Source organism: Streptomyces durbertensis, assembly GCF_014156695.1.
GTDB classification, from domain to species: Bacteria; Actinomycetota; Actinomycetes; order Streptomycetales; family Streptomycetaceae; genus Streptomyces; species Streptomyces durbertensis.
Window position 1 is genome coordinate 1 of sequence record NZ_WMLF01000068.1, and the last position, 17,289, is coordinate 17,289.

The 17,289-nt window shown below is 71.8% G+C and carries 17 protein-coding genes and 2 pseudogenes; 12 read left to right on the forward strand and 7 right to left on the reverse strand.

Annotated elements, in window-relative coordinates:
* Nucleotides 1–131: 131 nt before the first annotated feature.
* Nucleotides 132–246: pseudogene (locus tag GL263_RS07165) on the reverse strand (urease subunit gamma); the annotation flags it as partial.
* Between the two features lie 132 nt (nt 247–378).
* Between GL263_RS07165 and GL263_RS07170 the strand changes: the two are divergent.
* Entirely contained in the window at nt 379–1,815 is a 1,437-nt protein-coding gene (locus tag GL263_RS07170) for a cytosine permease (protein WP_182854741.1), read from the forward strand.
* A gap of 95 nt (nt 1,816–1,910) precedes the next feature.
* Here the strand turns inward: GL263_RS07170 and GL263_RS07175 are convergent, their stop codons facing one another.
* From GL263_RS07175 to GL263_RS07190, 4 genes are read right to left on the reverse strand one after another with little or no spacing between them, the layout of a single operon-like run.
* A complete protein-coding gene (locus GL263_RS07175; RefSeq protein WP_182854742.1) occupies nt 1,911–2,411 on the reverse strand; it encodes a MarR family winged helix-turn-helix transcriptional regulator in 501 nt (166 codons plus the stop codon).
* Nucleotides 2,412–2,420: 9 nt separating this feature from the next.
* The gene (locus GL263_RS07180) at nt 2,421–3,128 is read right to left on the reverse strand and encodes an AIM24 family protein (RefSeq protein WP_182854743.1); all 708 of its coding nucleotides are present in this window, start codon (nt 3,126–3,128) and stop codon (nt 2,421–2,423) included.
* Complete coding sequence (locus tag GL263_RS07185; protein WP_182854756.1) at nt 3,125–3,748, reverse strand: AIM24 family protein; 624 nt, start codon at nt 3,746–3,748, stop codon at nt 3,125–3,127. Before GL263_RS07185 ends, GL263_RS07180 begins: the two co-directional genes overlap by 4 nt.
* Nucleotides 3,749–3,774: 26 nt before the next feature.
* Nucleotides 3,775–4,413, reverse strand: coding sequence for an AIM24 family protein (locus GL263_RS07190; protein WP_323379281.1), 639 nt, complete (start codon nt 4,411–4,413; stop codon nt 3,775–3,777).
* 157 nt (nt 4,414–4,570) lie between these two features.
* On the opposite strand from GL263_RS07190, the gene GL263_RS07195 reads away from it, so the two are divergent.
* The 4 genes from GL263_RS07195 to glxA all read left to right on the forward strand — a co-directional run bounded on the left by GL263_RS07195 (nt 4,571) and on the right by glxA (nt 9,039).
* Nucleotides 4,571–4,924, forward strand: a complete 354-nt coding sequence (locus GL263_RS07195; RefSeq protein WP_182854745.1) for a DUF3817 domain-containing protein — start codon at nt 4,571–4,573, stop codon at nt 4,922–4,924.
* A complete protein-coding gene (locus GL263_RS07200; protein ID WP_182854746.1) occupies nt 4,921–5,211 on the forward strand; it encodes an MTH1187 family thiamine-binding protein in 291 nt (96 codons plus the stop codon). Before GL263_RS07195 ends, GL263_RS07200 begins: the two co-directional genes overlap by 4 nt.
* Nucleotides 5,212–5,359: 148 nt before the next feature.
* Complete coding sequence (locus GL263_RS07205; protein WP_323379282.1) at nt 5,360–7,105, forward strand: glycosyltransferase family 2 protein; 1,746 nt, start codon at nt 5,360–5,362, stop codon at nt 7,103–7,105.
* A 2-nt stretch (nt 7,106–7,107) separates the two neighbouring features.
* The gene (gene glxA / locus GL263_RS07210) at nt 7,108–9,039 is read left to right on the forward strand and encodes a radical copper oxidase GlxA (protein WP_182854748.1); all 1,932 of its coding nucleotides are present in this window, start codon (nt 7,108–7,110) and stop codon (nt 9,037–9,039) included.
* A 209-nt stretch (nt 9,040–9,248) separates the two neighbouring features.
* On the opposite strand, the gene GL263_RS07215 is transcribed toward glxA, so the two are convergent.
* Nucleotides 9,249–10,250, reverse strand: a complete 1,002-nt coding sequence (locus GL263_RS07215; protein WP_182854749.1) for a glycoside hydrolase family 6 protein — start codon at nt 10,248–10,250, stop codon at nt 9,249–9,251.
* A 154-nt stretch (nt 10,251–10,404) separates the two neighbouring features.
* On the opposite strand from GL263_RS07215, the gene GL263_RS07220 reads away from it, so the two are divergent.
* The 3 genes from GL263_RS07220 (at nt 10,405) to icmA (ending at nt 13,164) form a co-directional block, all read left to right on the forward strand.
* Nucleotides 10,405–10,911 (forward strand): MarR family winged helix-turn-helix transcriptional regulator, encoded by a 507-nt coding sequence (locus GL263_RS07220; RefSeq protein ID WP_182854750.1) that lies wholly within the window; start codon nt 10,405–10,407, stop codon nt 10,909–10,911.
* 81 nt (nt 10,912–10,992) lie between these two features.
* Entirely contained in the window at nt 10,993–11,349 is a 357-nt protein-coding gene (locus tag GL263_RS07225; protein ID WP_182854751.1) for a DUF3817 domain-containing protein, read from the forward strand.
* 114 nt (nt 11,350–11,463) lie between these two features.
* On the forward strand, nt 11,464–13,164 hold the full coding sequence (gene icmA / locus GL263_RS07230) for a coenzyme B12-dependent isobutyryl-CoA mutase large subunit (RefSeq protein ID WP_182854752.1): 1,701 nt from the start codon (nt 11,464–11,466) through the stop codon (nt 13,162–13,164).
* Between the two features lie 27 nt (nt 13,165–13,191).
* Here icmA and GL263_RS07235 read toward each other — a convergent pair whose 3' ends face one another.
* Nucleotides 13,192–13,788 (reverse strand): TetR/AcrR family transcriptional regulator, encoded by a 597-nt coding sequence (locus GL263_RS07235; protein WP_182854753.1) that lies wholly within the window; start codon nt 13,786–13,788, stop codon nt 13,192–13,194.
* 266 nt (nt 13,789–14,054) lie between these two features.
* Between GL263_RS07235 and GL263_RS07240 the strand changes: the two genes are divergently transcribed.
* From GL263_RS07240 to GL263_RS07255, 4 genes and pseudogenes are all read left to right on the forward strand, one after another.
* Nucleotides 14,055–15,017 carry a tetratricopeptide repeat protein gene (locus GL263_RS07240; RefSeq protein ID WP_182854754.1) on the forward strand — a complete coding sequence of 321 codons (963 nt, stop codon included), beginning with the start codon at nt 14,055–14,057 and terminating at the stop codon, nt 15,015–15,017.
* Nucleotides 15,018–15,685: 668 nt separating this feature from the next.
* Nucleotides 15,686–16,297 carry a DUF6230 family protein gene (locus tag GL263_RS07245; RefSeq protein ID WP_182854755.1) on the forward strand — a complete coding sequence of 204 codons (612 nt, stop codon included), beginning with the start codon at nt 15,686–15,688 and terminating at the stop codon, nt 16,295–16,297.
* Nucleotides 16,298–16,414: 117 nt separating this feature from the next.
* Complete coding sequence (locus tag GL263_RS07250) at nt 16,415–16,891, forward strand: DUF6114 domain-containing protein (RefSeq protein WP_194377231.1); 477 nt, start codon at nt 16,415–16,417, stop codon at nt 16,889–16,891.
* Nucleotides 16,892–16,955: 64 nt separating this feature from the next.
* Nucleotides 16,956–17,289: pseudogene (locus tag GL263_RS07255) on the forward strand (hypothetical protein); the annotation flags it as partial.

Consider the following 17,289-nt stretch of genomic DNA (forward strand, 5'->3'; position numbering starts at 1 on the left):
GCTGGAAGGGGCGGGCGTCAGGCCGCCCGGGGTCACAGGAAGCAGAGGCGTTCGAGGGAGGCGGAGCCGGTCGCGGGGCTCGCCGCAGGCCGCGGACGAGTCCGGCGAAGCCGATCGCGATCCGGCCGCCGGACGAGGGCGGTCGCCTCGGGGATGGTGAGCCGCAGCCCGCGCGCGGCGGGCGCGGGCCGGTTCCGCCGCCGAGAAGAGCGGCAGCCGGTCGCGCTCGGTCGGGGTCAGTCGCACGACACGCACCTCCACAACTTAGAGCATCACTCTAACCATGGATCGCTTTAGTGGAAAGCATTGACCTACCGACTGGTCTCCGTCACATTGAGCGTCACTCAAACAAGCGTCCGTCGATCAGGGAGCCACGGTATGCCCATCGAACAGCGCGGAGTCGACACCATCCCCGAGGAGGAGCGCACAAGCGGCCCCAGGGACCTCGTGTCGATCCTGCTCGGCTCCAACCTCTGCCTCGGCGTGATCGTCTTCGGCTGGCTCCCGCCGTCCTTCGGACTCGGACTCTGGCCGTCGGTCACCTCCATCGTGGTCGGAACCCTCGTCGGAATCGTGTTCACCGCGCCGCTCGCCCTCGTCTCCCTGCGCACCGCCACCAACCTCTCCACCTCCAGCGGCGCCCAGTTCGGGGTGCGCGGCCGACTCGTCGGCTCGGTGGTCGGCCTGCTGCTTTCCCTCGGCTACACCGCGCTCACCCTCTGGATCGGCGGCGACGTGATGACCGGCGTCCTGGCCCGCCTCGTCGGACTCCCCGACGACCAGGGCGTCCGCGGCCTCACCTACGGCCTGCTCGCCGCCGCCACCGTCGTCGCCGCGGTCTTCGGCTACCGGCTGCTGCTGCGCATGAGCCGGGTGCTCGCCGTCGGCATGATCGCCCTGCTGCTCGTCGGCGTCGTCGCCTACGCCGGCGACTTCACCACCGCCGCACCCCCCGACACCGCCTACCTGCTCGGCTCCTTCTGGCCCACCTGGCTGCTTGCCGCCGTCGCGGCCGGCCTCAGCGGCCCGGTCGCCTTCATCACCCTGCTCGGCGACTACACCCGCTACGTCTCCCCGCACCGCCACCGGCCGAGGAAGGTGCTGGCCGCCACCGCCCTCGGCCTGTTCGTCGGCCTGCTGACACCGCAGCTCTTCGGCACCTACACCGCGCTCGCCGCCCGCGCCGGCCTCGACTACGCCGGACCGCTCGTCGCCGCCTCACCCGCCTGGTACCTGCTGCCGCTGCTCGTGGCCGCCTCCGCCGGCTCCGTCGGCAACGCCGGCCTGATGCTGTACTCGATGGGCCTGGACCTCGACGCGCTCGTGCCCCGCGCCACCCGCACCACCGCCACCGTGGTCGCCGCCCTCGTCGCCACCGCGTTTGTCTTCCTCGGCTCCTTCGCCTGGGACGCGCAGTCCGCGATGACCTCCTTCGTGCTGCTGCTCACGGCCATCGGCACCCCGTGGGCGGTCATCACCCTCATCGGCCACGTCCGCTGCCGCGGGGTGTACGACGCCGACGCCCTCCAGGTGCTCAACCGGCGCTCCCGTGGCGGCGTCTACTGGTACCGCGCCGGCTGGAACCTGCCCGCCACCGCCTCCTGGGCGCTCGGCGCGGCCGTCGGCATGGCGGCCGTCTCCACCCCGCTCCACGAGGGCCCGCTGCTGGCCCTGACCGGCGGCGTGGACTGCAGCTTCATCATCTCCGGACTGGTCGGCGGCGTCGCGTACCTGGCCGCGACACCCCGACCGGCACCTGCCCCCGCGTCCGCGTCCGCGGCGGCGCCGGCGGAAGCCGTCGTCGCCGTCGACTGACGGCGACGACCGGTGGGGGCCCGGGCGGACGGGCCCGGACCCCCACCACCTCGCGGGAGGAGCCCCTCCGGGCCGAACACCAGCCCCGGCCGCGCTCAGGCGCGGCCGCGGGCGGCGCGCAGCCGCTCCACCACCGGGGAGAGCGACGAGCGCAGCGCGGCCAGGCTGGCCGGCGTCAGCAGGTCGATGAAGTGGCGCCGCACCGACTCCACATGGTGCGGTGCCACCTTGCGCATCGTGTCCCAGCCGTGCTCGGTGAGCACGGCGAACAGTCCGCGTTTGTCGGTGTCGCAGTGCTCCCGGCGTACCAGACCCGCGCTCTCCATCCGGGTGATCTGGTGCGAGAGGCGGCTCTTGGACTGGAGGGTGGCCGTCGCCAGGTCGCTCATCCGCATCCGGTGTTCGTCGGACTCGGAGAGGTTGACCAGGATCTCGTAGTCGTTGAGCGTCAGACCGAACGGCTGGAGGTCCTTCTCCAGCTGGTGCATCAGCAGCCGGCTGGCGTCCAGATGGGTACGCCAGGCGCGCTGCTCCTCGGGGGCCAGCCAGCGCGTCGCGTCCGCGGCGTCCTTACCGGGATCCGTCTCGGTGTCCATGATGTGACTTTACCGAGACCAGCGGGGTGAACCGCCAGGCACACCTTGCTCGTCGGGCACCGCGCCGGTCGCCTGCTCGGCGATCAGCTTCTCGGTGGACTGGATCAGCACGGTGCCGCTCCCGGTGAACTCGAACTGGTGCTCCTCGCCGGAGGCGCCGCCGATCCCGGTGAGGTGCCGGACGCCGCCGAGGAAGCCGCGCAGGTACTGGTGGTCGTAGTGGTGGCAGGGCGAGGGGCAGTCGGCCCAGCCGACGAGGGCCTGCGGGTCGACGCGGACGGGCGGTTCGACGAAGTGCACCTGGCCGTTGGAGGCGGCGACGAACTTGCCCGTGCCGATCAGGGTCACGAAGCCGGGGATGATCGACTGCTTCAGCGACAGCCGGGGGTCGAACGCCAGCAGGTTGCCGGAGCGGATGGTGAGGTTGCCGTCGTCGAGGTCGTAGGAGTTGACGTCGAAGGCGCGGTCGGCGAGCAGCAGCCGGCCCTTCCCGCTGGCCACCACCCAGTCCGAGGCGTGCAGCGGGGAGTGGAAGCTGGAGGCCACCAGGCCGTCCAGCGGGCCGTGGCCGATGCCGTCGAAGCTGATCTGCCCGTAGTAGGCGATCATCTTCCCCTTCTGGAGGAACCACTGGCCCTGGAGGTCGACGCTGAAGGCGTAGGGGTTGACGTTGTCGTCGGCCGGGAGGGTGTGGGCGTCGAAGACGGTGATGGTCACAGCTTCTCCTCACTCGCCTGCACGAACACCGTGCCCTGCCCCGACAGCTCCAGCTGGAACGCCTCACCGCTACCCCGGCCGACCATGTCCCGCCAGCTGAGGGCGGTGGTGAGCCGGTTGGTGAGCTGCCCCCGGTGGCACACGTACGCCTGCGGGTCGACGTTGACCGGGCGTCCCGGCGTCACCGGGAGTTCGAACACACCGCCGTGGGCGAGCACCGCGACGGCGCCCCTGCCCTCCAGCGTGGTGGTGAACAGGCCCTGGCCGGTGGCCTGGCCGCGTACCAGGCCCATGACGCCGCCCTGCGAGCCGAGGAAGACGGTGCCCTGCCGCAGCGAGCCCTCGAAGGCCAGCAGCCGGTCGGACTCGACGTGGAGCAGCTCGCCGGCCAGGTCGACGACGTGCACCTCGTGCCCGCCGTGGCCGAACATCACGGTGCCCCGGCCCTCGACCGTCATCAGCGGCGCCGCCTCGCCCCGCACCCGGCGGCCGATGGCCGACATCACGCCGCCCTGCCCGCCGGTGAGGCTCGGCGTGAAGGACACCTCGCCCCGGTAGGCGATCATGGCCCCGCGCTGGCTGTAGAGCACCTGGCCGGGGTTGACGGTGGCCTCGATCATCTTGCCGTTGACCGGGCGGAAGCCGCTCACAGCCGCCCCCCGACCGTGTCGCGCTCGCTGGGCTGGACGTACACCAGGCCCTCCCCCTCGAACCGGATCTGGAACGCCTCCCCGGAGCCCTCGCCGATCACGGTCCGGAAGGTGACCCCGGTCTGGAGCTGCTGCGTGAGCCGCCCGCTGTGGGCGACGTAGGCGCCGGGGTCCACCTGCAGCGGCGTCTGCGGGGTGACCCGCAGCCCGATGGCCGGCCCGGTGGAGAGGATCGCGACGGTCCCGCTGCCCTCGACGGTGGTGGTGAACAGGCCGTTGCCCTGGCTGGCGCCGCGCAGACCGGTGAAGGTGGTGCCGGTCCGCAGTCCGGCCTCGGTGCACAGCAGGTTGCTCGCCTCCACGTGCAGCGTGTCGCCGTGCAGCGGGACGAGGCTGATGTCGCGGGCCTCGTCGGCGAAGTAGCAGGTGCCGGTGCCGGTGACCTCCATCACCGCCATCTGCTCACCGGTCAGGCGCCGGGTGACGACACCGCGCAGCCCGTTTCCCCCGCCGGTGAGCTTCTTGAACGTCATGGTGCCCTCGTAGGCGACCATCGAGCCGTTCTTGGCGCGTACGGCGTCGCCGGTCAGGTCGACGGCGAGCACCTTGGCGCCCTGCACTCGGAATCTCCCCACGGCGTGAAATCTATACCCCTCGAACGGCCCAGTGAGTGGTGCTGTCACAATGGGAGGGCTTGTGCATTGATTCACAAGCCTCGGGGTCCCCGCCCGGGGTGTGGTGGGTCGACGCACCGGCGGAACCCGTCCCGCACCCACCCCCCGAGGACTCACCGTGGATCCGAAGACCGTCTCCGCCCTGAACAGGCTGCGTCTCGTCAGCATGCCGGAGGCCATCTCCTGGCTGCTGCTCATCGTCAGCTCGGTGCTCAAGCGCACCACCGACTTCAACGCGGTCCCGGTGGTCGGCGCCGTGCACGGCTTCCTGTTCATCGCCTACGTCCTGGTCTGGCTGGACGCCTGGAACCGCGCCAAGTGGCCGCTCGGCCGCGCGGCCCTGTACTTCGGCCTGTCGATCGTGCCCGGCGGCGGCTTCTACGCCGAGAAGCTGCTGCGCCGCGAGGTCGCCGAGGCCACCAGGGCCACCGAGCCCGTCACCGGCGAGCCGCAGCCGGCGGCGAACCGGTGATCGTCGCCTTCTCGGTGACGCCGCTGGGCGTCGGTGAGGACGTCGGGGAGTACGTCGCCGACGCCGTGCGGGTGGTCCGCGAGTCCGGGCTGCCCCACCGCACCGACGCCATGTTCACCAGCGTCGAGGGCGAGTGGGAGGAGTGCATGGACGTCGTGCGCCGGGCGGTGGCCGCCGTCGAGGCGCGGGCGCCGCGTGTCTCGCTTGTCCTCAAGGCCGACATCCGACCCGGTGTCACGAACGGCCTAACAAGCAAGGTGGAGACCGTGGAGCGGCACCTGAGCTGAGGCTGCGCAGGTAGCCCGCGAGGCGGCACGTCACAGAGGTGGTCCGGCGACCTGACGCCGGGCCACCTCTTCGCCTCTCACCGTTCGACACACACCGAGCGGTCCCTTTTGCTGAGAGTTGTCGCGATTCTCGGACGGAGGAGGGACCGTGGGGCTGCCGGCCTACGACTACGAGACCTACAGCCGCCTCGCGGGTCCGCTGACCGTGCCCGACGGGCACCCGTACCGGGTCCGCTACCGCAGCCTGCTCTCCCGGGAGCCGCACCGGGTGCGGGCCGTCCTGCTGATGACCGCCGCTCCGCTGCTGTCGGGTGTGTTCCTGCTGTGGCTGGTGTGGCCCTCGCACTGGACCGACCGGGACAACGCGCCCGGCTACCTGGTCGTCGCCGACACCGTGATGCTGGTGTGCATCGGGTTGATCGAGTTGTTCCGGCTGCTCAACGTGATCTCGGTGGCGCACGCCACGATGGTCGCCCGCGACCCGGTGCCGGTGGTCCCCGAGTCCGGCACCCGGGTGGCGTTCGTGACCACCTACGTGCCGGGCAAGGAACCGATCGGGATGGTCCGCGCGACGCTGGAGGCGGCCGTGCGGATGCGCCACGACGGCACCCTGCACGTGTGGCTGCTCGACGAGGGCGACGACCCCGAGGCGCGGCTGCTGTGTGAGGAGCTGGGCGTCCACCACTTCACCCGCAAGGGCGTACCGGAGTGGAACACCGAGGCCGGGCCGCACCGGGCGCGGACCAAGCACGGCAACTACAACGCGTGGATCGCCATGCACGGCGGGGACTACGACTTCCTCGCCGCCGTCGACACCGACCACGTGCCGCTGCCGAACTACCTGGAGCGGATGCTCGGCTACTTCCGCGACCCCGACGTGGCGTTTGTCGTCGGACCCCAGGTGTACGGCAACTACGTCAAGCCCGTCACCAAGTTCGCCGAGAGCCAGCAGTTCCTCTTCCACGCGCTGATCCAGCGGGCCGGCAACCGCTACGGCTCGGCCATGTTCGTCGGTACGAACAACGCGGTGCGGTTGAGCGCGCTGCGGCAGATCGGCGGGCTGCGGGACTCGATCACCGAGGACATGGCGACCGGCTTCGAGCTGCACCGCACGAAGAACCCGGCCACCGGCCGCCGCTGGCGCTCGGTCTACACCCCGGACGTGCTGGCCGTCGGCGAGGGCCCGGAGTGCTGGACGGACTTCTTCACCCAGCAGATGCGCTGGTCGCGGGGAACGTACGAGACGGTCCTCAAGCAGTACTGGCGCCGACCGCACCGCTTCTCGCCGGGCCGGCTGCTCAACTACTCGCTCATGCTCGCGTACTACCCGATGAGCGCGGTCACCTGGATGCTGGGCGCGCTCAGCTGCACCCTGTTCCTGTGGCTCGGCGCCTCCGGCACCCAGGTGACGGCGGCGGTCTGGCTGATGCTCTACAGCGACGTCGCCGCGCTCCAGATCGGCCTGTACGTCTGGAACCGCCGCCACAACGTGTCGCCGCACGAGCCGCAGGGGTCGGGCGGTCTGGCCGGGATGGCGATGTCCGCGATCTGCGCGCCGGTCTACCTGCGTTCGCTGGTCGGGGCCGTCTTCCGCAGGGACTGCCGCTTCGTGGTCACGCCCAAGGGCGACACGGCCAGTCCCGACCGGCTCAGCACCTTCCGCATCCACCTGTTCTGGGTCGTCGTGCTCGGCAGCGGCTTCGCCGCGTCCGTCGTCCTGGACCACACCCACGTCGCCATGCGCACCTGGACGGTGCTCGCACTGGTGATCGCTCTCGCGCCCGTCGCCATCTGGTGCTTCACCCAGTACCGCGACCGGCGTGAACGCCCGGCGCCCCAGCACGAGTCGGCGCCGGCGCTTGTCACCTCCACCGCCACCACGACCGGGAGCTGACCATGCCCTACCGTCCGAGCGCCCGTATGAAGAAGACCCTCATAGGCACCGGCATAACCGTGCTCCTTGCCGGCCTCAACGCCCCCGCCACCCTGGGGTTCGCCAAGGAGCGCTACCACGAGTACCGGGTCAACCAACCCGAGTACAAGGCGCAGTACGGGTCCTGGCAGCTCGTCGACGTGCCGCCGCAGTACCGCACCAACGCCATCCACGCCGCCCTGCTGCACACCGGGAAGGTGCTGCTGATAGCCGGCTCGGGCAACAAGCAGGACCAGTTCGACGCCGGCAGCTTCGACACGATCCTGTGGGACCCGAAGGACAACAGCTACACCAAGGTGGAGACGCCGGAGGACCTGTTCTGCGCCGGCCACAGCCAGCTGGGCGACGGGAAACTGCTCGTCGCCGGCGGCACCGCCCGCTACGAGCAGCTCGGCGACAACGTGAAGCGCGCCGGCGGCGGGATGATCATCAAGAACGAGAACCCCGACAAGCCGCACACCTTCCCCAAGGGCACCCGCTTCCGCGCTCCCGACGGCACCGAGTACGTCTCCGACTTCCCCGTCGTGGTGCCCCGGGCGAAGAAGGAGACCGACGACGACGGGGGTGTCACGGTCACCGCCAGCGAGGCCCGGGTGTTCGTCGAGGCGGTGAAGGAGGGCCGGGGCTCGGTCACCGCCAAGCCCGCCCAGTACACGATCGTCGGGCTCAAGGGGAAGGACGCGGAGAACCTCTACGGCCTCGCCGAGAAGCTGACCCTGGACGACCAGGACTTCCAGGGCATCCGGGACACCTTCGAGTTCGACCCGGTCGCCGAGCGGTACATCCGGGTGGACCCCATGCGGGAGGCCCGCTGGTACCCGACGCTGGTCACCCTCTCCGACGGCAAGGTCATCTCCGTCTCCGGCCTGGACGACATCGGCGAGATCGTCCAGGGCGACAACGAGATCTACGACCCTGCGACCAAGAAGTGGGCCGCCGGGCCCAAGCGGTACTTCCCCACCTACCCGGCGCTGTACCTCACGGGAGAGAACCAGCTCTTCTACTCCGGCTCCAACGCCGGCTACGGGCCCGCCGACAAGGGCCGCGAGCCCGGCATCTGGGACCTGAAGACCAACAGCTTCACCGTCGTCGAGGGCATGACGGACCCCGACCAGCTGGAGACCTCCAGTTCCCTGCTGCTGCCGCCGGCGCAGGACGCGCGGGTCATGGTGCTCGGCGGCGGCGGGGTCGGCGAGTCCGCCAAGTCCACCGCGCGCACCGCCATCGTCGACCTCAACGAGAAGACGCCCGCCTACAAGGAGGGGCCGGCGCTCCCGCAGGGCACCCGCTACCTCAACAGCGTGATCCTGCCCGACGACACGGTCTTCGCCACCGGCGGCTCCGGGGACTACCGGGGACGCAGCGCCAGCGACATCCGCAGGGCGCAGTTCTACGACCCGGCGAAGAACGAGTTCCGCGCCGCCGCCGACCCCGAGGTCGGCCGCAACTACCACGCGGAGGCGCTGCTGCTGCCCGACGGCCGGGTGGCCACCTTCGGCTCCGACCCGCTCTTCGCCGACAAGGCCAACACCCGGCTCGGCGCCTTCGAGCAGCGCGTCGAGGTCTACACGCCGCCCTATCTGCAGGGCGGCCGCGCCGAGACCCGGCCGGTCGTCGGCGCCGGGCCCGAGCGGCTGGTGCCCGGCCGGAAGGCGGTGTTCCAGACGAAGGACGCGGAGCGGATCGCGAAGGTGCGGCTGATCCGGCCCAGCGCCGTCACCCACGTGACCGACGTGGAGCAGCGGTCGGTGGAGGTCGGCTTCGAACGCGAGGACGACAGCCTGCGACTGAGCGTGCCCGGTGACCGGGCGCTGCTGCCGCCCGGCTGGTACATGCTCTTCCTCGTCGACGAGGACGGCACGCCGTCCGAGGCGAAGTGGGTGCACCTGCCCTGACCGCGGTCGGCGTGGCCGACCCGGACCCGTCACCGGCCCAGGCCACGCTTCCTTCCGGCAGGGGCGGCACGGCGCGTCCCCCCGGGCCGAGCAGGCCCGGGGGACGCGGTACGGACCCGGCCCGGACCGCCGGCACACCCCGGTGAGGTCAGCCGAGTCCCCGGCGCGTCAGTCGGAGGACGGTCCCGGGGCGGGTCGGCGCCGGACGGTCAGTCCGCGGAGCCGGCGTTGCGGGCGAGGCCGAGCGCGTAGTCCGGCCACCACGCGCCGGCCGGCGGCCCGCCCCGGCACTCGCCGTCGGACTCCCCGGGGCGTTTGATCCACAGGTAGGCGTCGACGAGCGGGTCCCCGGTCTCGAAGGTGGGGGCCCGCCCGAGCGACCGGCCGGGCGGGTTGCACCAGTCGTCCTCGCGGCCCGCGCCCAGCGGGCCGCTGCCGTTGCGGCTGGAGTCGATGACAAACGTCTTGCCGTCCAGGGCCTCGGAGAGACGCCGGCCGTAGCGGGTGACGTCCTCGTCGCTCTGGAAGTTGGAGACGTTGAGCGAGAAGCCGTCGGCGCGTTCCATGCCCGAGGCGCGCAGCGGTTCCACCAGGTCGTCCGGGTCGGTGATCCAGCTCGGGTTGCCGGCGTCCAGGTAGACCCTCGTCCGGGGCTGCCGCTTCAGCCGGTCGACGGCCTCGCCGAGCAGCGCGGTCCGCTCGGCGTGGTGCACGGGCGGGGTGCAGCCGTCCACCAGGTGCGGCACGGCGTCGGGTTCGAGCACGACCAGCGCGGGCTGGTCGCCGATGCCCTCGGCGAACTCCTCCAGCCACTTCCGGTAGGCCGCGGCGTCCGGGGCGCCGCCGGCCGAGTACTGGCCGCAGTCGCGGTGCGGGATGTTGTAGGCGACGAGCACGACGGTCCCGCCGTCCCGGCGTGCGCCCTGGATCGCGCGGTGGATCTCCGGGCGGGGGTCCTCGCCGGAGGGCCAGACGGCCGCCGCCCGGTCGGCGATGCGGCGCAGCGCGCGGGCGTCGTCGTCGCGGCCCTCGGCGTGCCAGCGGCGGACCTGCCGCGCCGCGTCGGAGCCGGGGTCGACCCAGAACTCGCCCTTGGCGTCCGAGGTGCGCTCCGGCAGCCGTTCGGTGGGGCCGTCCGGGCCGCCCCCGCAGCCGGCCAGCAGGACGGCCGCGAACAGCGCGGCGAGCGTACGGGCGGCTGGGCCGGGCATACGGGTCCTCTCGGATCAACGGCACCGGAAGTCCCGCCCACCGTGACACAGCGGGCGGCCGCCGTCCGGCACGACACCGCCCGGCCCTCCCGGCTGTCCACGGAACGAGATGCGGGTATCCGCCATACGGCCGTCGCCCGGTAGGGTGCTGCGGGTGTCCAAGCCGCTCAGCCTCTCCTTCGACCCGATCGCCCGAGCCGACGAGCTGTGGAAGCAACGCTGGGGTTCGGTGCCCGCCATGGCCGCGATCACCTCGATCATGCGCGCGCACCAGATCCTGCTCGCAGAGGTGGACGCCGTCCTCAAGCCGTACGGCCTGACCTTCGCCCGCTACGAGGCGCTGGTGCTGCTGACCTTCTCCAAGCGCGGCGAACTGCCGATGTCCAAGATCGGCGAGCGGCTGATGGTCCACCCGACCTCGGTCACCAACACGGTCGACCGGCTGATGCGCGCCGGACTGGTCGACAAGCGCCCCAACCCCAACGACGGCCGCGGCACGCTCGCCTCGATCACCGACCGGGGACGCGAGGTGTGCGACGAGGCGACGCGCGACCTGATGGCCATGGACTTCGGGCTCGGCACGTACGACGGCGAGGAGTGCCGGGAGATCTTCGCGCTGCTGCGCCCGCTGCGGATCGCGGCCGGCGACTTCGCCGACTGAGCCGCCCGGAGGCGACTGAGCCGCCCGGCGGGGGAGGGGCGCCCGAAGATCGGGCGGAACGCCCCGTTACGCTCGTTGCCCATGAAGCAGAACGTGCTCACCCGGTACCGGGTGATGTCCTACATCACCGCCGTGTGGCTGCTGGTCTTCACCGGCTTCATCGTCGCCAAGTACGGCTTCGACACCGGTGACACGACGGCCGTCTCGCAGATCCACGGCGTGCTGTTCATCGTCTACGTGATCTTCGCCTTCGATCTCGGTTCCAAGGCGCGCTGGCCGTTCGGCAAGCTGCTGTGGGTGCTGGCCGCCGGCTGCATCCCGGGCGCCGCGTTTTTTGTGGAGAAGGGCATCACCCGTGAGATCACCCCGCTGATCGAGCGTGACGAGGAAGACGGGGCGCCGGCCGGCGAGGGCTCGAAGACCGTCCCCCAGCCGTGACCGAGGCCTGACCGAGGCCCGAACCGCGCGTCCCGCGGGCCCCTGACCAGGGGCTCGGCAGGACTGCGCGGTTTCCTCTGGCCAAATACTTGGACGTCCTAGTAAATTGGCGGTATGGACGCTGAAGCCATCTCCGAGGGCCGCCGCCGCTGGCAGGCCAGGTACGACGCCGCCCGCAAGCGGGACGCGGACTTCACCACGCTGAGCGGTGACGCCGTGGACCCGGTCTACGGCCCCCGCCCGGGGGACACCTACGAGGGCTTCGAGCGCATCGGCTGGCCCGGCGAGTTCCCCTACACCCGCGGTCTGCACGCCACCGGCTACCGGGGGCGGACGTGGACGATCCGGCAGTTCGCCGGCTTCGGCAACGCCGAGCAGACCAACGAGCGCTACAAGATGATCCTGGAGGCCGGCGGCGGCGGCCTCTCGGTCGCCTTCGACATGCCCACCCTCATGGGCCGGGACTCCGACGACCCGCGCTCGCTGGGCGAGGTCGGCCACTGCGGTGTGGCGATCGACTCGGCCGCCGACATGGAGGTGCTGTTCCGGGACATCCCGCTGGGCGAGGTCACCACCTCGATGACGATCAGCGGCCCGGCCGTCCCGGTCTTCTGCATGTACCTGGTCGCCGCCGAGCGCCAGGGCGTCGACCCGGGCGTGCTCAACGGCACCCTCCAGACCGACATCTTCAAGGAGTACATCGCGCAGAAGGAGTGGCTCTTCCAGCCCGAGCCGCACCTGCGCCTGATCGGCGACCTCATGGAGCACTGCGCGGCGGGCATCCCCGCGTACAAGCCGCTCTCGGTCTCCGGCTACCACATCCGCGAGGCCGGGGCCACGGCCGCGCAGGAGCTGGCCTACACCCTGGCCGACGGCTTCGGCTACGTCGAACTGGGCCTCAGTCGGGGCCTGGACGTCAACCGGTTCGCGCCGGGCCTGTCCTTCTTCTTCGACGCGCACCTGGACTTCTTCGAGGAGATCGCCAAGTTCCGCGCGGCCCGCCGCATCTGGGCCCGCTGGATGCGCGACGTCTACGGCGCCACCAGCGAGAAGGCGCAGTGGCTGCGCTTCCACACGCAGACCGCCGGTGTCTCGCTCACCGCCCAGCAGCCCTACAACAACGTGGTCCGCACCGCCGTGGAGGCACTGGCGGCCGTCCTCGGCGGCACCAACTCGCTGCACACCAACGCGCTCGACGAGACGCTGGCGCTGCCCTCCCAGCAGGCCGCGGAGATCGCCCTGCGCACCCAGCAGGTGCTGATGGAGGAGACCGGCGTCACCAACGTCGCCGACCCGCTCGGCGGCTCCTGGTACGTCGAGCAGCTGACCGACCGCATCGAGGCGGACGCCGAGAAGATCTTCGAGCAGATCAAGGAGCGCGGCACCCGGGCCCACCCGGACGGCCAGCACCCGATCGGCCCGATCACCTCCGGCATCCTGCGCGGCATCGAGGACGGCTGGTTCACCGGGGAGATCGCCGAGGCGGCCTTCACGTACCAGCGCGCGCTGGAGAAGGGCGACAAGCGTGTGGTCGGCGTCAACTGCCACACCGGCTCGGTCACCGGCGACCTGGAGATCCTGCGGGTCAGCCACGAGGTGGAGCGCGAGCAGGTCCGGCTGCTGACCGACCGCAAGGCGCGCCGGGACGACCAGCGCGTCAAGCGCGCGCTGGAGGCGATGCTGGCGGCGGCCCGGGACGGATCCAACATGATCGAGCCGATGCTGGAGGCGGTCCGCGCGGAGGCAACGCTGGGCGAGATCTGCGGCGTCCTGCGCGACGAGTGGGGCGTGTACGTCGAGCCCGCCGGGTTCTGACGAGGAACGTGCCGTACCCGGCGGCGGTCAGCCGCTGACCGCCGCCAGGCCGCCCATCAGCAGCAGGGCGAACGTCCGCGCCCAGGTCTCGTCCACGGGCTCGTCGCTGACCAGGCAGCGGTGGACCACCGTGCCGGCGACCACGTCGAAGATCAGGTCGACGGTCCTTCGGGTGTGCTCGGCGTCGCCCTTGTCGGGCGGCAGTTCGCCGCGCGCCTGCGCCCGGGCCCGCCCCTGGAGCACCAGGTGCTTCTGGCGGTCGACGATGGCGCTGCGGACCCGGTCGCGCAGCGCCGGACGGTGGGTCGACTCCGCCACGACGGCCATCAGGGACGTCTTCGCCTCGGGTCGGCTGACCAGCGCGGCGAACGACAGGACCACACCCTCGATGTCGGCTTGAAGGCTGCCCCGGTCGGGTAGTTCCAACTCGTCGAACAGCACCGCGACGGCGTCCACGACCATCTCGCTCTTGCCCGGCCAGCGCCGGTAGAGGGTGGTCTTGGCGACGCCCGCGCGGGCCGCGACGTCCGCCATCGTCAGCCGCGACCAGCCCAGTTCCACCAGCGCCGACCTGGTGGCGTCCAGGATCGCGCGGTCGGCGGCGGCGCTGCGGGGTCGGGCCATGGGGTGACCATACCGACGCCGTCCGCGATGGGTTACGCTACGGCACGTAGCGAAAAGCGGCAGCTCGCCGTGCCCTCCCGCGGGCCCGGCCGCCGTTCCTCCGCGACAACCACACACGCCGGGTGGGGACCCGGCGCCGAGAAGACGACGTCCGTCGCGCCGCGCGCGGCCGGCACACCGGCCGGTTCCGTGCCCGGTGCCGGCCGGCGGTACGGCTGTGCCGGGTCGGCTACCACTCCACACCTCGGAACAGGGAGACTGGTCCCATGCAGCCAAGGAACATGCCCATGAGCGGAGTGGTGGACCTCGCTGCCGTGAAGGCGGCGGGAGAGGCACGACAGAAGGCGGAGGAGGCGCGCGTCCAGCGGGCCGGCGCCGGGGAGCAGGGCGGCGCGACGTCCGCGCGCCTGGTGATCGACGTCGACGAGGCCGGCTTCGAGCGCGACGTCCTGCAGCGCTCCGCCGAGGTGCCGGTGGTCATCGACTTCTGGGCCGAGTGGTGTGAGCCGTGCAAGCAGCTCGGGCCGGTCCTGGAGCGCCTCGCCCAGGAGTACGCGGGCCGGTTCGTGCTGGCCAAGGTGGACGTGGACAGCAACCAGCTGCTCTTCCAGCAGTTCGGGGTCCAGGGCATTCCGGCGGTCTTCGCGGTGATCGCGGGCCAGGCGCTTCCGCTGTTCCAGGGCGCCGCGCCCGAGCAGCAGATCCGGCAGGTGCTCGACCAGCTGATCCAGGCCGCCGAGGAGCGCTTCGGCATCGTCGGCGCGCCCGTCGACCCGTCCGCCGCGTCCGAGGAGGACGCCCGTCCGGAGCCGCCGCGGGACCCGGTGGTGGCCGCCGCCGAGGACGCGCTGGCGGCCGGTGACGTCTCCGGCGCCCTGCAGGCCTACCGCAACGCGCTCCAGGACGACCCGGCCAACGCCGCCGCCAAGGCCGGGCTCGCCCGCGCCGAACTGATCGCCCGGGTACACGAGTTGGACGCGGGGCAGGTCCGCAAGGACGCCGCTGACCGTCCGGGCGACGTGGAGGCCCAACTGCGGGTCGCCGACCTCGACCTGGCCGGCGGGCATGTGGAGGACGCCTTCGGGCGGTTGGTGGACACCGTGCGCCGGACGGCCGGCGAGGAGCGGGACACCGCGCGCGTGCGGCTGCTGGAGCTCTTCGAGGTGGTCGGTCCCGAGGACCCGCGGGTGATCGCGGCGCGCGGCGCGCTGGCCCGCGTGCTGTTCTGAGTCGTCCCCGGGCTGAGTCGTCCCCACACGAGCCGGCCGTGGGCTCACGGAGCCGATCCGTCGAGGCGGTCGCCCCCCGGGGTGGCCGCCTCCGGCGTGTCCGGCCTTTGTCTACCTGTTGACAAACTTCCCAGCAACGGCGCTCCTTTGCCAAAACTTGGCAATCGGCACGGGTGTTACTCACGGTAAGTGGAGGTCGGGGTTTCGCGGCGGAAAGCGGCACTCGTCCCCTTTCCGCCTCCTGTCGGACGGCGACTTTCCGTACCTCGCGGACAGGTCGGACCCCAAAAGCCGTCACCATCTCGTTACCTACGGGTAACGAGCCCCTTGTGCGACACCGGGTCAATAGACGACGATCGGCCACGCTCGGTCCATCCCCATCCAGGCGCGGCAGCCGGCCGGAGCCCGAGGGACGGAACCCCGCCGAGCGCCCCGGTACGACCGGGGCAGGGACAGGGGGGTCCCCGCCGAGGCGGGGCCTGTCCCTTGTGACGGGACGCGCCCCGCGCGCTTCCCGGTGGTTGTCGCTCGGGGGGTGACCGCCGTTCACCGGCCCTGCCGACGGGCGGCGCTCCTCCTCCCGAGGACGTGGCACTTCTCCCATCCCAGCCGGACACCCCGCATCCGGTGGCCGGCCGGGAGATGTACGTCCGTGAAGGAGGAAAGGCATGGAGTCCGTGGCTCGTGGCCGGACCAGATGGCGGCGGTTCGCCGTTGTCATGGTGCCCGGCGTGGCCGCGACGGCCGCCGTCGGCGTGGCCCTCGCACAGGGGGCGCTGGCGGCATCGTTCAGCATCTCGGGACAGAACTTCAAGATCGCCGTCGACGAACTGGAGGGATCCGGCTTCGTCCAGTACGGCACCGTCAACAAGCAGCACGGCGGCAAGGACGTGGCAGTGGGCGTCTCGGCCTTCAAGCGGGCCGAGATAACCGGCCTGTGCCAGTCGGTGGTGCTGCCCATCATGGGCGGGGTCACGCTGCGGCTCACCGCGGGCGACGGCGGCCGGAAGGTGGAGGCGTCGAACATCTACATCGACGCCGACTCCCTCTCCGGCGACGCCACGTTCCGCGACATCAACATCGGCGTCGCGGCCGGCGACTCCCGGAAGGGCCCCGGCATCAGCCCGGGAGACAGGACCCCGGCCGGCTCCTTCGCCATGGAGGCCGACAGGGCGACGCTGACCGACGTCAGGCAGAACGCCTGGGCCACCAACGCGGGCAGCTTCAAGCTCACCGGGCTGAAGCTGAACGTCGCCAAGGGCGCCAAGGAGTGCTTCTGACGGGCTGAGAGGGGAGGCGCGGGCCAGGCGGGCGGTGCGGGAAACGGCACGGCCTGGCCCGTCTCCCCGTCAGCACGCCACACCCGTCCCACCGCAGCGCCCGAGGAGCTGTTGATCATGAGTGCGAAGTCATCGGCGGCGTCGGCGGCGCCGTCGTCCGGCCCTGGGCCCGTCCGCGAACGGCTCGCCGGCTGGCGGATCTCCTTCCGGCACTGGCGCTGGCAGCGCCCGTTCTGGGCGGGGCTGCTGACACTGCTCGCCGGGGTGCCGATCGTCTACATCCCCTACGCCGACCCCAGCTTCGAGGAACTGTCCTTCCGGCTGGCCACCACCACCGGTTCCGGCTCGCTGATCATCGGCATCCTGCTGGTGGTCCTCGGCCTGACCTTCTGGTACCAGCGGTACGCCCGGGTGTTCGCCGGCGTCGCCGCCATCCTGCTGGGCATCGTCTCCCTGGTCGTCTCCAACTTCGGCGGCTACCTGCTCGGCTTCCTGCTCGCCATGATCGGCGGCGGCATGGGCATCGCCTGGGCGGAGGGCGAGGCGCCCGGCGAGGAGCCGGCCGCCGCGGACGGGAGGACCGGTGGCAGGTGAGGACCGCGAGCGGCGGGGCCCTCGCCACGCGGCCCCGCGGAAACCCCTCCTGACGAGACTGCAGATGCCCGGCGGCCGGGCCGCGATGGCCGTCATGCCCTCCGCGCTGCTGCTGGGCATCGGCCTCTCGCCGAACGTCGCCGGCGCCCAACCGGGCGGCCGCGACAACCCCTTCCAGGACGGCCCGTGCGTCTCGGCGCCCGACCGTGTGGACACGGACCCCGAAGCGGCCGGGAAGCCCGGGGCCGGGCCGACGCCCGGCCCCGAGCGGAGCGCCGCGCCGCCGTCCTCCGCGCCGCCGTCCTCCGCGCCGCCGTCCTCCGCCGCGCCCGAGAGGCGCCCGGGGGGCACGAGCGGCGGTGCCGAGCCGTCGGCCGCTCCCACGTCCTCGCCCACCC